This window comes from Rhizobium leguminosarum (assembly GCF_001679785.1).
Taxonomy (GTDB): domain Bacteria; phylum Pseudomonadota; class Alphaproteobacteria; order Rhizobiales; family Rhizobiaceae; genus Rhizobium; species Rhizobium leguminosarum_R.
The window spans coordinates 16459-29971 of sequence record NZ_CP016290.1; the positions used below are offsets into that span (position 1 = coordinate 16459).

8 protein-coding genes and 2 pseudogenes are annotated in these 13513 nt (G+C 57.8%); 8 read left to right on the forward strand and 2 right to left on the reverse strand.

Annotated features, from left to right (window positions below):
• The first annotated feature begins 20 nt into the window (after window positions 1-20).
• The 3 genes from BA011_RS34550 to BA011_RS34560 all read left to right on the forward strand — a co-directional run bounded on the left by BA011_RS34550 (window position 21) and on the right by BA011_RS34560 (window position 4374).
• Window positions 21-1076 carry a hypothetical protein gene (locus BA011_RS34550; RefSeq protein WP_065284195.1) on the forward strand — a complete coding sequence of 352 codons (1056 nt, stop codon included), beginning with the start codon at window positions 21-23 and terminating at the stop codon, window positions 1074-1076.
• Between the two features lie 359 nt (window positions 1077-1435).
• On the forward strand, window positions 1436-3634 hold the full coding sequence (locus BA011_RS34555) for a CHAT domain-containing protein (RefSeq protein WP_167378990.1): 2199 nt from the start codon (window positions 1436-1438) through the stop codon (window positions 3632-3634).
• Entirely contained in the window at window positions 3631-4374 is a 744-nt protein-coding gene (locus BA011_RS34560; protein WP_065284197.1) for a hypothetical protein, read from the forward strand. The genes BA011_RS34555 and BA011_RS34560 overlap by 4 nt, the downstream gene beginning before the upstream one ends.
• Before the next feature lie 203 nt (window positions 4375-4577).
• On the opposite strand, the pseudogene BA011_RS34565 reads toward BA011_RS34560, so the two are convergent.
• Window positions 4578-4952: pseudogene (locus tag BA011_RS34565) on the reverse strand (LysR substrate-binding domain-containing protein); the annotation flags it as partial.
• Window positions 4953-5493: 541 nt separating this feature from the next.
• Between BA011_RS34565 and BA011_RS34570 the strand changes: the two are divergent.
• From BA011_RS34570 to BA011_RS34580, 3 genes are read left to right on the forward strand one after another with little or no spacing between them, the layout of a single operon-like run.
• Window positions 5494-8424 carry a Dyp-type peroxidase gene (locus BA011_RS34570; protein ID WP_065284198.1) on the forward strand — a complete coding sequence of 977 codons (2931 nt, stop codon included), beginning with the start codon at window positions 5494-5496 and terminating at the stop codon, window positions 8422-8424.
• 42 nt (window positions 8425-8466) lie between these two features.
• A complete protein-coding gene (locus BA011_RS34575) occupies window positions 8467-9663 on the forward strand; it encodes an endonuclease/exonuclease/phosphatase family protein (protein ID WP_237352836.1) in 1197 nt (398 codons plus the stop codon).
• Between the two features lie 11 nt (window positions 9664-9674).
• The gene (locus tag BA011_RS34580; protein WP_065284200.1) at window positions 9675-10715 is read left to right on the forward strand and encodes a heparin lyase I family protein; all 1041 of its coding nucleotides are present in this window, start codon (window positions 9675-9677) and stop codon (window positions 10713-10715) included.
• Between the two features lie 225 nt (window positions 10716-10940).
• On the opposite strand, the pseudogene BA011_RS34585 reads toward BA011_RS34580, so the two are convergent.
• A pseudogene (locus tag BA011_RS34585) lies at window positions 10941-11188 on the reverse strand (LysR family transcriptional regulator); the annotation flags it as partial.
• 247 nt (window positions 11189-11435) lie between these two features.
• Between BA011_RS34585 and BA011_RS34590 the strand changes: the two are divergent.
• Both BA011_RS34590 and BA011_RS34595 read left to right on the forward strand, forming a co-directional pair.
• Window positions 11436-12542: a DNA adenine methylase gene (locus BA011_RS34590; protein ID WP_237352837.1), complete on the forward strand. Its 1107-nt coding sequence runs from the start codon at window positions 11436-11438 to the stop codon at window positions 12540-12542.
• Window positions 12542-13378, forward strand: coding sequence for a DpnII family type II restriction endonuclease (locus BA011_RS34595; RefSeq protein ID WP_065284202.1), 837 nt, complete (start codon window positions 12542-12544; stop codon window positions 13376-13378). The genes BA011_RS34590 and BA011_RS34595 overlap by 1 nt, the downstream gene beginning before the upstream one ends.
• The last annotated feature ends 135 nt before the right edge of the window (window positions 13379-13513 follow it).

Sequence of the window (13513 nt, forward strand, 5' to 3'; positions counted from 1 at the left end):
GCTTTACCGAGGTGACCGATATGCGCGCATATCTCGCTGAAAAATGGACGAAGACCAGGCCCTATATCCTCCCTGGCTTGATCTTTGCCGCGCCGATCCTCGTGGTCTGGCTTGCGCGCTTCATCTTCGAGGACATCATCGAAGTCGGACGCATCGACGTCGGATTTCTGCCGGGCACTGAAACGAGCGCATCTTATCCACTCACCTTTATCCCGGCCCAGGCGATCTCATCGCTCTACAACTTCGGCTTCGCCTTATGCGCCGCCATGGTGTTTGCCGTCGCGCTCGCTACTTACGGCTCAGTGGTTGTCTGGATGGCAGCGCTCAGCGGGTGGCTGAAAGCCGGATATTTGCTGATGCTCCTGGTGGCGTTTGTGCTCGTCGCGTTCAATTTCTCAAAGATCAGCCTTACGGATGATCACATCCTCTCCAAGATCCGTCTTGCGGATGATCACATACCGACAGAGATCTCCAGAAACCTCATCGACAAGACCCTTTATTATCTTCCGACCTGCGAAGGAAAAGAGCTTCCCATCCTGCCGGCCTGCGCCAGCGGCGATATCGGCAACACGGGAAACAGTCTCAAACGGGTCGTCGCGCTCGGTATAGCGGTCTTGCTTGTCGCGGGTCTTGCTTACTTGACGGCCATTGCCGTGGTCGCGGGTTCGACGGCCGTGTCCGTTGAGGACAGAATCGCGCGGATCAAGAATATCACTTTGCTTGCAGCGATAACATTTCTTCTGACAATCGTGGCAGTCCACCTGCTGTTCCAGCCCGGCGCAGATATGATCGCGGCAGCCTATCATCCCAAAAAACCAGAGGAGATCAGACAACTACTGGACTACGGCAGTCTGCGCGGCGCCATGACGCTCTACTGGGCGACGATTTTCTCGCTGGCGCTCGGAACCGCCTACTTCTGTTCGGTGACCTTCATCCAAGGGGAGGCAAATAAGCTTGTTGATTTCGGCAGCATTTGGAATGTGGTCAAGGCGCTCTTGACGGTCATGTCGCCCCTGATCGCCGACTGGGCGCTCAAAATTGGCGAAATCTTCGCCGGCGTGCTCGGCACCCAATGATCGGCACCGAAGGGAAGAACCGATGTGGACACCGGTCGCTCGTCAATGAGCCTGGGAAGGCCACCCACATTGGATGGATACCACCCTCAACCTAAATAATGAGGTGAACACTCGCGCAAAAACTGTATCGTATGATGGTTACAATGCGCTGGAACTGAATAGATATCCAAGGTGAGATGATGGGCAACCCACCGTCAACTGGATTCAACTTCTTAGAATTCATCCGGTCGCATCGCGGGTCAGCGGCGGCGCTCCCGGATTTGCTCTCCCGGCTAAAGTTGGACGACGCGGGGCTCCAGGAGTATCTGAATTCCGAGGACCCGGTCCTCCGGCTTTTTGGTGTTGTAAGAATGTGCGCCATGGCGAGCGTCGGACCACGCCCCGAAATCGCGCTCCAACTCGCTCTTCCCGTTTGGGATGCAATGGCGGAGAGCCTCCCGGCAGAGCTCCAACTTACTGGCTCCCTCATCGAGACGATTTGTCAAAGCATCGCAATTTCAATCGGTGAAGCTGCCATTGGCTGCGGTGAAGCGGATGCTGCCATTCGCATCGCAGATCTCGTCAAAGGTCGTTTTGAAAACGGAGCTCCCAGCATCGAAGAAAATGCGATCCGCGGTTTGATCCAGAAACTTCGCCTCGCTGAGGCGCGTGAGCGATATGCCCGCATTCCCTCATCTCCAGATCTCGATCGTCTATTGCGTGATTGGCGTCCCGTGACGCGGCCGGATGATATCTTGAGGCCAATGCCGATAGACACGCGATCGCACCGAGAACGACTGGACACAGCGGCGCGCGAAGCCGCCAAGGCCTGGATCCCGGATCAGCGGCGCCTGCAGCGAGCGCAGGACACATTTCGCAGCGAGCTGCGTTCCGCGAGCGACATCGCCGAATTCGACGCAGCGCGTGCAGAGATGGACGCGGTTCTCGATCTCGTCGAAGTGCAAGTCGCAAACGAGGTTGCCGACAACGCCAACGAAATTTTCCATCAACAGATATTCCGCTACCAAGTCGCTGCGCGCCGCGTTGAACGTCTTGTGCCAACCGAGGTCGGCAATCATCAGCAGGCACGCCACGCGGTCAATTTTGCTGCCTCCGTGCTGTCGAACACAGCCAGAACCGAAGAAATGCTACGCGCGGCTCTGTCCGATTTGCAATCGGCCCTGGCATGGTTTGTGTTAAAGGCAAACATTTCAGGTACCGCCGAGGCAAATTGGGCGCTAGGCTTAGTCCATGAAGAGCTCAATGAGGGGCCGGAAGCACTCGCCTGTTATCAAACGGTCCTGGACATCCTCATTTCCGCAGCCCATGACCTTCATGATCCCGCGGCGCGGGCAGCCACGATGCGGAGTTTTCCGAACGTCTATCCGAAGATCGTGCGCCTCGGACTCCGTTACGGAAAAGTTGGCATAGCATTTAACGCGTCCGAGGTTCTGCGCGGCACGGCCTATCTTCGTTCAGCCGGGCCGGCGTTTCGAGCAGAAGACACACCTATCGTTGGCTGGCATTATCTCTCGACTTTCGTCGATGACGAAGGATGCGTCGTTTTTCTGCGTCTCGGCGACGGAACGCTTTATGCGCACCGGCCCCAGATCGGTCGCGAGGAATTGGATGCCCTGACCAGCCGCGTGCCACCTGCCGACTGGCATAGGAGTCGCCTCCGCGATGCGGGATCGCCGCGTGGGCCACTTTCGTCACTGCTACTGCCGCTCAGGCACGCATTCTCCGACGGTCGCATGCAAAGCGGAGATCATCTTGCCGTTGCGCTCGATTATCCGCTGAACCTGGTGCCGCTGCACTATCTGGATGTTCTCAACCGACCTATTGTTCACGATTTGAGTTTCTCGCGGGTTGCATCGCTGGGTGATGCGATCGATATCGATCGTGCAATCGTCGGCGGCCCTGTTGCCTCAGCATGCCTTGTGGTGATCCCCGCTGCCGACAATGCCGATCGGGAGCTTCACATGCAAAGCGCCGAAGAGGCTATTGACCCGATCCGTGAAATGGTGACCTTGCGCCGGATTAAAGAGGACGACACTGACAAGTCGAGCGTGCAATACGCCCTTCGGAACGCGCAGCTCGTTCATATCCAAGCGCATGGCTTCTTTCCACTCGCATCACCGGCAGAGACAGTGGACCCGCTTCTACAGGCAGGATTGCTCGTCTCTTCCAACGGGGAGTGGCCAGATCGATCGCGACCCGAACTTTATCTGATGTCGGCGCGAGAAATCATCGACGGCGGCCCGTCCGGCGCAATGCACGTTTCGTTGGCTGCCTGTGTAAGTGGGCTCGGTCGTCCGGGGTCGGCAGGTGACATGCTGGGTACGGAATTCGCACTCAGAAGCCTTGGGGTGGCGTCGGTCACCGCCAGCCACTGGCATGTCGACCTCGAGACAGCATCAAGTTTTCATGCGGCATTTTATCGATCCTGGATCGTTGAGGGGAAAAGTCGGGCTGCGGCCTGGCGATCGGCAGTCTTGAGTTTGATGGCTGCTTATGGAGCAAATGAACGGGACTGGGCACGCGCTTGCGCATTTAGCCTTTATGGGAGTTGGAGATGAGTGCCGATATCGATTCCAAAGCCGTTCAGCAGCGCGTTCAAGCGCTTTCCGATTTCGCATTGATCGCAACAGTCGAACGATGGGTGCGGTATTGTGAGGAGCATCTGGATCCGCAGCAATTTGCCGGGATCGTGGGCGGCGTGCCGAGCCGCGATCTCGAAAACATGATCGCGGACGTGCGGCGTGCTGATCGTTCTCTGAACCGCTTGCGATCCGTCGTGGTGGCACGGTTGATTCTGGTTTCCGCATTGGCGGATCCCACTTGGCGAAATGCCGTTCTGGCAGTGTTGGATGCGCCGGACGATCAACTCAAGGCAGGTGCCGCCTTGAGGTTTGGAACGGTCGGGATCGCTCTATTACTTCTCTCCGTTTCGCTGCAAGGTGATACTGCCACTCCGAATGGAGCGTCCTTTTCCGAGAGCACCGTTTGCGGGGTCGTGGCGCAGGCTCTTTCGCAGGAGGAATCCTCACCCCAGCCTGATCCTGAGGATCTCCGCATATGGGACGCGCTGAAGTGGCTGACATCGGTTCTGAATGCCTCAGAGATCACGGCACTAATCAATGCCGTGGAATTGTGGGGCTTTGGCGCGACCGGGGTAGCGATCCTCCTGAAGATGCGTAAAAAAGCCGGCACCATGTATCTTGTATTGCCCGACGGCCGCGAGGTGGAGATACCGCCAGATAAGCAGGCCTCTGTGGAACGCTTGATCGCGGTGCCCAAGAAGTCCCGGCGAAAATGACACGATAGCGTCGTCCCGAGACATCAGACGCACTCGACCACTGAGATCGACTGCGAACCAATGAGGCGATTTCGGGCTTTTCAGCAGAGACGGGGTATCGGCTTCGCGCCCCATCCTCGCCGACCGGAAAGGAAGGTGCTTCGCTCCGAGCCGTGATACCAATCTTGCAGCCGTCTCTCAGCGCCACCTGATACGCCTTGCCCATCATCGCGCGACGCGGTTGGGTCTTCCTTGCTCCAGGCAACGCCGAGCCCGATCCGGAAGTCGATGCCCCTGACCGCCTTCAGCTCGAAGGCCCGGTTCGGCAGACCCTCGGTCCATTCCGGCGCAAAGCCGATGCCAAGCCCGGCCGAGACCAGCGACACCAGCGAATAGGTGTCGTCGCAGCTATAGGCGATGTTGCGGGTCAGATCGTATTCTTCGAACTTCTCGTTGAAGTGCTGTTCGGTGTAGCGATTGAAGGCGATGATCTTTTCCGAGCGCAGATCATCGATGGCCATCTCTCCTTCGTCCGCCAGCCGGTTGGTGCGGGAAACCGCCAGCAGATAACGGTCATGGGCGATCGAGGAGAGCGCGATCTAATGACGTTGCGGCGCTGGTTCTCATCGGGACGCAGGCGAGGCACCGACCTGATCCGATCCTTCACTTTGGTTGAGACACGGTTGGAATCGGCGGTGGAAACTTTCTCCACCTCTACGGAGGGCCACCGATTGCGTGGCGACGATCTCATTCTGGCTATCTGACGCTTCTGGATCCTTTTCCATGCCTTGGTCCCCATTGTTGAATGAAGATGGTGGATGCGCGGCAGTTGGACGGCGAGGCGATGGTTGCGGCGCTCCGGATTTCGCACAAGACTATTGAATCATATTCACGTTAAACGCGAATACGCTTTCGCACCATGGACTATTAACTTCCTCGATAATTTTGCCGTTCAACGTAACAACTTGATGAAATTCGAATTGATGCGGTTATTTTCGAGCTTTCTACTTGTGACTCGGCGAATAAAATGAAACAAATATTGCACGTCAGACGCGAGGATAGGTACGAGCGTGACGGGGAAAGCGTAAATGTGCAGTAGGGGATAGTTTGCGACGGGCTTCGTCGGGCTGGAGGACAGGCATGACCCAATCGCTAGTAACGAGTGCGATCCCTTTCGACGCCGAGAAGGCCGATCTCGTCGATGCAAAGCTCAAGGAATTCCGGCCTCAACTGTTCGGCAAAGAAGGGCTCGTTCGCAGTGCCCTGCGCGATCAGGGTATGCATTTCATGTCGATCACCGTGGTTCGTGGCGATGTTGGAGAGCCGACGCATCTGGTTTTCGAAATGTCGGTAGACGGCGAGCCGCAACACGCCTTCGATACGGTCGGCACGAAGCTCGCATCATTCGTCAGCGACACCCTGTCGGTGGCAGCTATTCAATCGCCAGGCTCGCTTAGCCAACTTCTCGCATCTCACCATGTTCGCACCGGCCAAGGCCTGCTCGATGTCCCGGGCCTCGACTTCTGCGGCACGCCTGGCATGACAGTGGCGCGGATCAAGCGCGAATATCTGCTCGCACGCGAACTCCGTTCCTATTTCGACACCCACCCGGCCGCCGGCGCACCGCTAGCCACCGTTGCGCGCGTGCGCGATTTCGTCAAAGGCAATGCCGACCTGGCATCGTTGCTGGATCCCGAGCCATTTCCCCGCCTTGCCGCCGAAGAGCCGCCTCGTCTTGATTTCGGCTTCATACTGTCTCTTGCATTTCGGGGGCTGCTCAAGTTTTTCTGGCCGGTTCTTTGTCTGCTCGGGCTTTTCGTTGTCGCCGCGACGATCGCTGCTGGGCTTTCGCAAGGGTTCACGGTCGGAGTGATCGCCTTCTTCCTGTCGGCCATCATCGCCGCCTTGGCCGTCGTGGTGACCGTCGTGAGCGTCTACCTTGGCCTGCGCCGCCTTGAGGTCGCCAACACGCCGATCGACACCTTGGTCAATCCGGACGTGATGGCGGCACTAACAGAGGCTGAAAATCTCAAAGACACGCAGCAGAACCATCTTGCCGGCATCTCGATCATGCAGGCTGGGTTGTTGCGGGGCATGCCCCTCAGAATAGCGTTCTGGGTGATCGGGCAGATGGCAACGAGGCGCTTTCGGCCCGGATTTCTCGGCGGTATCAGCACGATCCACTATGCCCGCTGGCTGCGACTGCCGAAGACAAACAAGCTTCTGTTTTTCTCGAACTACGGTGGCAGTTGGGAAAGCTATCTGGAGGATTTCATCACCAAGGCGTCAGGCGGCCTCACCGCCGTATGGAGTAATACGGTTGGTTTTCCACGCACCGAAAACCTGTTCTTCAAGGGAGCGACAGATGGCGACCGTTTCAAGCGCTGGGCGCGCCGCCAGCAGCAGCCGACATGGTTCTGGTACAGCGCCTATCCACACTTGACGACCGCACGCATTCGCACCAACGCCGCTATCCGCCAAGGGCTTGGAACAGTATCAACCGAAGACGAGGCCGCGGCGTGGCTCGGACTGTTCGGCTCAAAGGTGAGGCCGGCGACGTTGATCGAGACCTTCGAGGTCCAGACGCTGCTGTACGGCGGCTTGAGCAAACACCCCTACGCGACATGCCTCGCGATCAGGTTATCCGACGACCCCAAGCAAGCATGTGCCTGGCTGAAGTCGATCGAGGATCAGATCACCTTCGGAGATCAGCCACCCGCCGACAAGGTCTTAATCTGTGCGCTGACAGGAGATGGCCTAAGACGGTTGGGCTTGCCCTCGGATGTCCAGGATGCCTTCCCGCCTGCATTTCGTCTGGGCATGGGTTCGCCCGGTCGGGCCAACCTGCTTGCCGATACCGGCGACGACCAGGCCAGGCAATGGCTGTGGGGCGGCCCGGAAAACGCAGTCGATGCTACACTGCTCCTCTATGCAGACTCTGAACCTACACTGGCCTCATACGCCGGGGAACTGATCTCAGGCATCGATGTCGCAGGCGGACAGGTGATACATCGGGTCACACCGACGCCGCTGCCACGGCCAGGGCCAGGTGAAACGGCGGCGCAGACGGTGCGGGAGCCGTTTGGCTTCGCCGACGGGATTTCGCAGCCAATCATCAAGGGAACGCGACGCTGGATGCGCCGGTCGGACGCTATCCATGCGGTCGAGCCGGGGGAGTTCTTGCTGGGCTATCCCGACACGCGTGGCTTCTTCCCGCCGTCGCCACAGGTGCCGGCTGCGATGGATCCCGGCAATCTTTTGCCGCTCGCTGAGCCTACGCACTCACGTGGCGCATTCCAGCCTGATTTTGGCAGCAACTGCGCCGCCGCCGCGCGCGACCTCGGACGGAACGGCACGTTCCTGGTCATCCGTCAACTTGCGCAATATGTCGATGTCTTCAACGACTATGTGGGCGAGGCGGCCAAACGCTACGCCGATCATCCAGCCGTGCCCGATCAACTCGATCCAGAGCTTTTAGCGGAGTGGATCGGCGCCAAGATGGTTGGCCGTTGGAAGGATGGCTCTTCGCTGGTGCGCTACCCGCATGGTCCAGCGACCAGAAAGCAGAGCGGGGGACATTTTCGGCCCGACAATGATTTCCTGCCTGGCGCAGAGGATCCGCTCGGTGAGCGCTGTCCCCTCGGGGCTCACATTCGCCGGTCAAATCCTCGCGATAGTCTGGCCCCGGCCTCAATGGATGAACTTTCAATCGTCAATCGTCATCGCATCCTGCGTGTGGGGCGCGGTTTCGACGCCGTTGGCGCCAATGATCCGGAGGAACAAAAACCCGGCCTTCTCTTCATGTGCCTAAATGCCGACATCGAACGCCAATTCGAATTCGTTCAGCAGACCTGGGCCACGGCTTGGCAGTTTCACGGATTGGAAAACGAGGTCGATCCCATCACCGGCCGTGGTGGCGGCATGGGACGGCTGACGATACCCTCTCCGCGCGGCCCGCTGAACCTCGCCGGAATAAAGGATTTCGTGCGGATGCGCGGGGGAGCTTATCTGTTCATGCCAAGCAGGAGCGCGGTCCGGTTTCTCGCACGTCTTAGCAGCAACGGGCGCTAAAACGCCGCCGGCGCGTGGGGCCATTCCCGCGACAAGGAGACCTTGCTGAGCAAGAAAGACGGACGTGATGGACTCATCGATGACATGCACTTCGCTGCAAATCGCTGCACCGCAGGACTATCCATGAACCCGGAGGAGAAAATGCTGACACGTTCGATATGCATAATGCTCATTTCGATCGTCTTACCAATGCCGGCAGTGGCGGCGGAATTCACACTCGGCAACTGGAACATTCAAACGCTGGTCTACCCAGGCGATCCCAAGACCGTCTTTCCCGATGACCATATCCGCTCCAGCCAAGACTATGCCGACCTTAAACACTGGCGTGATGCAATATCTGCGGACGTTATGTTTCTTCAAGAGGTGACCAGCCCGGCCGCGCTGGACGCCGTCTTCCCGGTGGCCGAGGGATGGGAACATTGCATCAGCGGTCAATTCGCGGAGGCCGAGGGCCAAACCATCGCTCCAGTTTGTACCAAGAGCGGCATGACCGCCGTAAGGCCGACGACCGCGACACGCGTACAATATCCGGCAGTGGCCTTGCGGCCGAACGCAGTGCTGGAGATCATCTCCGCCGCAGACTATAAGCCACTCGATGTCACCTTTGACGACAACGGAACGATCCGCCGGATCCGATGGGGCCTGGACGTCACGATCCGGTCGCCGGCCGGGTCGACACTGCGGGTCCTCGATGTTCATCTCAAGAGCGGCTGCTTCGACGACTTCATCAGTTTCAGGCTATGGAACACGGATCCGGCGGCCGGACCGCCGGCCAGCCGGGCATGTGATACCCTCGGACAGCAGATGTATCCGCTTCGCAAATGGATCGAGGCGCGCGAAACCGCAGGCGAAGCTTGGATGATTGTCGGAGACTTCAATCGTCGTCTCGACGCGCAGCCAGGCGCGATCCCAGATGAAGTCTGGATTGCACTGAGCGGCTATAGTGCCGATAAGAGTGGTCATGACAGGGATCCGCGGTCCGATATCCAACTCTTCCGTCAGCCCTATGAAAACATGTCGACATGCTGGCGCGAGTTTCGCCAGCCGAACCCGTCCGGTATCGCTAACCCTGACGCCTATAACATTCTCCCCATCGAGTTCTTCATTTATGGCACACGGGCCGCGACCATGATTGTGCCAGAGTCGGAAAAACAGTTTCCCTGGCCCAACCCGACGCCGGCCGACAAGGTGCGTCTATCCGATCATTGCCCCAGCGGTTTAACCATCAAGATGGATTAGGAGGACCAGCCATGAACATGCGATGGAACTGCGCACTGGCCGTTATGCTGGCGGTGGTCGGAGCCCCACAGGCGAACGCGGCGTCGCCGACGATCCGGGACGAGTTCGATGCCACCAGTGTTTCGGACAATTGGTTCTCATGCAGCCGGGACGAAAACATTTTCACCTTCGGCAAATTAGCAGGCGACGCCAGATCTGCCGCAACACAGGTCGTCAGGAGCCTGCCGCAAAACAACGTGCTGGCCTTTGCCTGGCACCCGAAAGGATGTGCGCGGGAAGATGGTTCCTATGACCGCGATGGCAGCGAACGCTCCGAATTATGGGAAGCAGAGAAAATCCTGGCGCCGATCGGAACCGATCTTTGGTACCGGTTTGATATGTTCATCGACGACAGCATAACGCCGACCACCGGACGATTTGTCATCGGCCAGTGGAAGCAAACGAATTCTCCGAAAGACGCTCCTGTCCTTGCCCAGCGTTTCAACGGCCGCGCCTTTACCGTCTCCCTCGAGCAGGACAATGCCGATCCGGACCGCGACCCGAAGAACGTCCTCTGCCGCGTCTTCATTGCCTCGCAAGAGACAGCCCCGGTCGAACCTGGATTCGGCAATCCACATACGCTCGTCAAGCCTGCGCAGGTCTTCTCCTTGATGAAGACTGAGACGCTGTCGATCGGACACGACACCGACGATCTCGCCCATGGAACGGCACCGCTATCGCTCCCGGGCTTAACCGGCTGTGCGCGAGGGTTGTCGGTCACCCGCTATAATTCGCTGCCCGATCCGTTCGGGAAATGGACCACGATGGTCTACCACCTGCGCCTGGTTTCGGACCAAACAGGTCTGATCGAAATCTGGGCTGACGGCAAAAAGATCTCCAAGACCGAGGGCATCGTTGGATTCAAGCCGTTTCTGGCAAAGGAGAGCCAGTATTTCAAATTCGGCTCGTATCGCAACCATGCCGAATTCGCAACGGTGACACGCCTGGATCACTATGTCCGTAGCGAGCAAAAGGCGGATGTCGATCCTGACGGTACCCTTGCGCCGCCATGAGAAATTTCTTTGGCCAGAGGGCCGCGACACGGCCGCTCTTCCAAACGATGAGCATACCAGGCGAAGGCGCGTCCGCGCCGGCGCCAGTTCGCGCACAGCTTGACCGGTTAAAAGGGCAGCCGCAGGAGGGTTAGCGAAGCGCCGTTCGGAACGAGCGGAACCCGGGACCGACTGCCCCCGCAAGCTGTTCCGCTTAGGGCGCACCACCCATGGTGCCCCCTCACCTCACCTGCCGGGCCGCGCCAATGAGCGGGCGATATCGACGATGTCGTTGCGCGAAGCGGTTGGGTCCTCTTTATTCCAGGCAACGCCAAGCCCGATCCGGAAGTCGATGCCCCTGACCGCCTTCAGCTCGAAGGCCCGGTTCGGTAGGCCCTCGGTCCATTCCGGCGCAAAGCCGATGCCAAGGCCTGCCAAGAGCAGCGGCACCAGCAATAGGTGTCGTCGCAGCTATAGGCGACGTTGCGGGTCATCCTCGAACTTGGCGGCACCAGGATCGCCTTTCCTCGCGTACGGACTGTGCTGACCTTTTCGCTGAGGCGTGTTGAGCTTTAAACAATCACGGATATGAAAACGGTGTACTCCATCCCGCCCTACATCCTAAGCCGCCTGACACCGCTACGACGCCTTTGATCAAGCCTCTCATATCGGCTACACCGGATTTGCCCAGCCGACTGATCGATTCTCCGGTCAGTCACCCTAAAACGAGGCCGATTAATTATGAGTGAAATGCTCAACGTGAAACTGGCGTCCAACGTAGTGCCGCTTCGAGCCCGCGCCCACGTTGAAAATCAACCGGCGATCCCGGCCCGCGCGACACGTTACCCTGATCTGCGTTACATGGGGTCCAAGTCACGACTGTTACCATGGATCTTCGAAACGTTGAACGCGGTCGACTTTGACAGCGTTCTCGATCCATTTTCCGGCACTGGATGCGTCGGATATCTTTTTAAGTCCATGGATCGACGCGTCGTTGCTTCAGATTTCATGAACTTTTCGAGCTTGGTCGCCCGTGCCACGATCGCAAACAACAAGGTCCATCTTGATGGGAAGGCGATCCGCCAACTGATCGATGGTACGCCGCCTGCCCATAATTTCATCGAAAAGAACTTCAGTGGCGTCTTTTACAAGCAGGAAGACCTCAAGTTCCTAGATAGAGTCTCAGGCAACATCCGTCAGCTACAGGACCCTTACGAGCAGGCGCTGGCTTTTGCGGCCTTATTCCGCTCTTGCCTGAAGCGGCAGCCACGCGGTGTCTTCACCATCTCAGGCGATCTGTCGCATTACGATGACGGACGCCGCGATCTCAGGCTTTCAATTGAAGAGCACTTTCTCGAGCAGATCGAAGTCTACAACAATGCGGTTTTCGATAACGGCCGCAGGAACAAGGCGCTTCGATCGGACATTTTCGAACTGTCGAATGAGAGGGTCGATCTTGTCTATCTTGACCCCCCTTATGTGCCGAGATCAGACGACAATTGCTACACCAAGCGGTACCACTTTCTAGAGGGCCTCTCCTGCTATTGGCAGGGATTGCCGATCGACCAAAACACCAAAGTCAAGAAGATTGCCAAGCGGTACACGCCATTCAGCTATCGAAGAGAGGCGGTCGAAGCCTTTGACCGTATGTTTGCCCGTTTTGCAAAAAGCAAGATTGCCCTTTCTTACAGCTCGAATGGCTTTCCGGATCTTCAGCAGCTTGTAGAATTGATGGGCAAGCATAAGAAGACGGTCACGGTTTTCGAAAAGCCGCATCGCTATCATTTCGGCACCCATAGCAAGGTCGAACGTGCTTCGGTCACTGAATACCTGATTGTGGGGCAGTGATGCAGTCGAAGGATCAAACCCTCGATCAGGTCGTTGAAAGTCTCAGCCCGCTCGCTGTTGACTGGATGGATGACACAGCAGCGGAAGCGATCGCAGCTTTAACGGAACCGCCGAAGAAACAGGCCTACGCTCGCTCGGACATAGAAGCACTCCTGGACGAGCATTTCGAACGGGGTTTGCTATGCTGCCGGCTGTTTCTTGCGCTATCAAAAGACAGCATGGAAGCGGAGCTGACGCGAATTCTCGGAAAGGGTGGGATTGGCGCCAAGCGGTTCAAATCCGATCGGGACGCTTTCCTTGCAGCCTTGGAGAGCCTTCAGGTTGGTGAGGCGATGGCCACCACCATCAATTACGTGCCGGTTTGGAGCGATATTCTCGTCGAACGCCTGCGCTCCGGTCGAGGATCTGCCATCCAGGGGCAGCGGCGCGGACGTGGCCTCGAGGACTTCGCGGAAGCGATGGTCAAAGAGGTTTTTGGAGACACCTACGAAACACGCTGTACCTTCACCGGTGCCGATAATAAGACGGCGAAATGCGATGTCGCTGTACCCGATAGAAACCGGCCCCGCATCGTGATTGAGGTCAAGGGATACGGTGCGACCGGCTCGAAGATGACTGACATCATCGGCGATCTCGATGCAATTATCGACGCCATGCGCCGTGACACATATCTGCTTTTCATAACCGATGGAATGACGTGGAAGAACCGGCTTTCAGATCTAAAGAAGATCGTCGATCGGCAGAACCAGGGGAAGATTGCACGTATTTACACGACAAAAATGCGCGACGAACTTCTGCAGGATCTAAAAGATCTAAAGACAATCATCGGGCTATGACAGCTTGATTGCGTCTCCAAACGGCGCAACAATATCACCTTTGCTCATAGTCTCGGTCGCCAAACATCGTATCCCGCCGCGGTTTTGCCGCCAACGCCTCTATTCTCGCGCGACGTCGCGCCCGCTACGGCGAAG

Bases quoted from the DNA above. Each gene is read 5' to 3' on its own strand.
- BA011_RS34550 (WP_065284195.1), top strand. From the start codon at position 21: ATGCGCGCATATCTCGCTGAAAAATGGACGAAGACCAGGCCCTATATC.
- BA011_RS34595 (WP_065284202.1), top strand. From the start codon at position 12,542: ATGCAGTCGAAGGATCAAACCCTCGATCAGGTCGTTGAAAGTCTCAGC.
- BA011_RS34570 (WP_065284198.1), top strand. From the start codon at position 5,494: ATGACCCAATCGCTAGTAACGAGTGCGATCCCTTTCGACGCCGAGAAG.
- BA011_RS34580 (WP_065284200.1), top strand. From the start codon at position 9,675: ATGAACATGCGATGGAACTGCGCACTGGCCGTTATGCTGGCGGTGGTC.
- BA011_RS34560 (WP_065284197.1), top strand. From the start codon at position 3,631: ATGAGTGCCGATATCGATTCCAAAGCCGTTCAGCAGCGCGTTCAAGCG.
- BA011_RS34590 (WP_237352837.1), top strand. From the start codon at position 11,436: ATGAGTGAAATGCTCAACGTGAAACTGGCGTCCAACGTAGTGCCGCTT.
- BA011_RS34555 (WP_167378990.1), top strand. From the start codon at position 1,436: ATGGCGAGCGTCGGACCACGCCCCGAAATCGCGCTCCAACTCGCTCTT.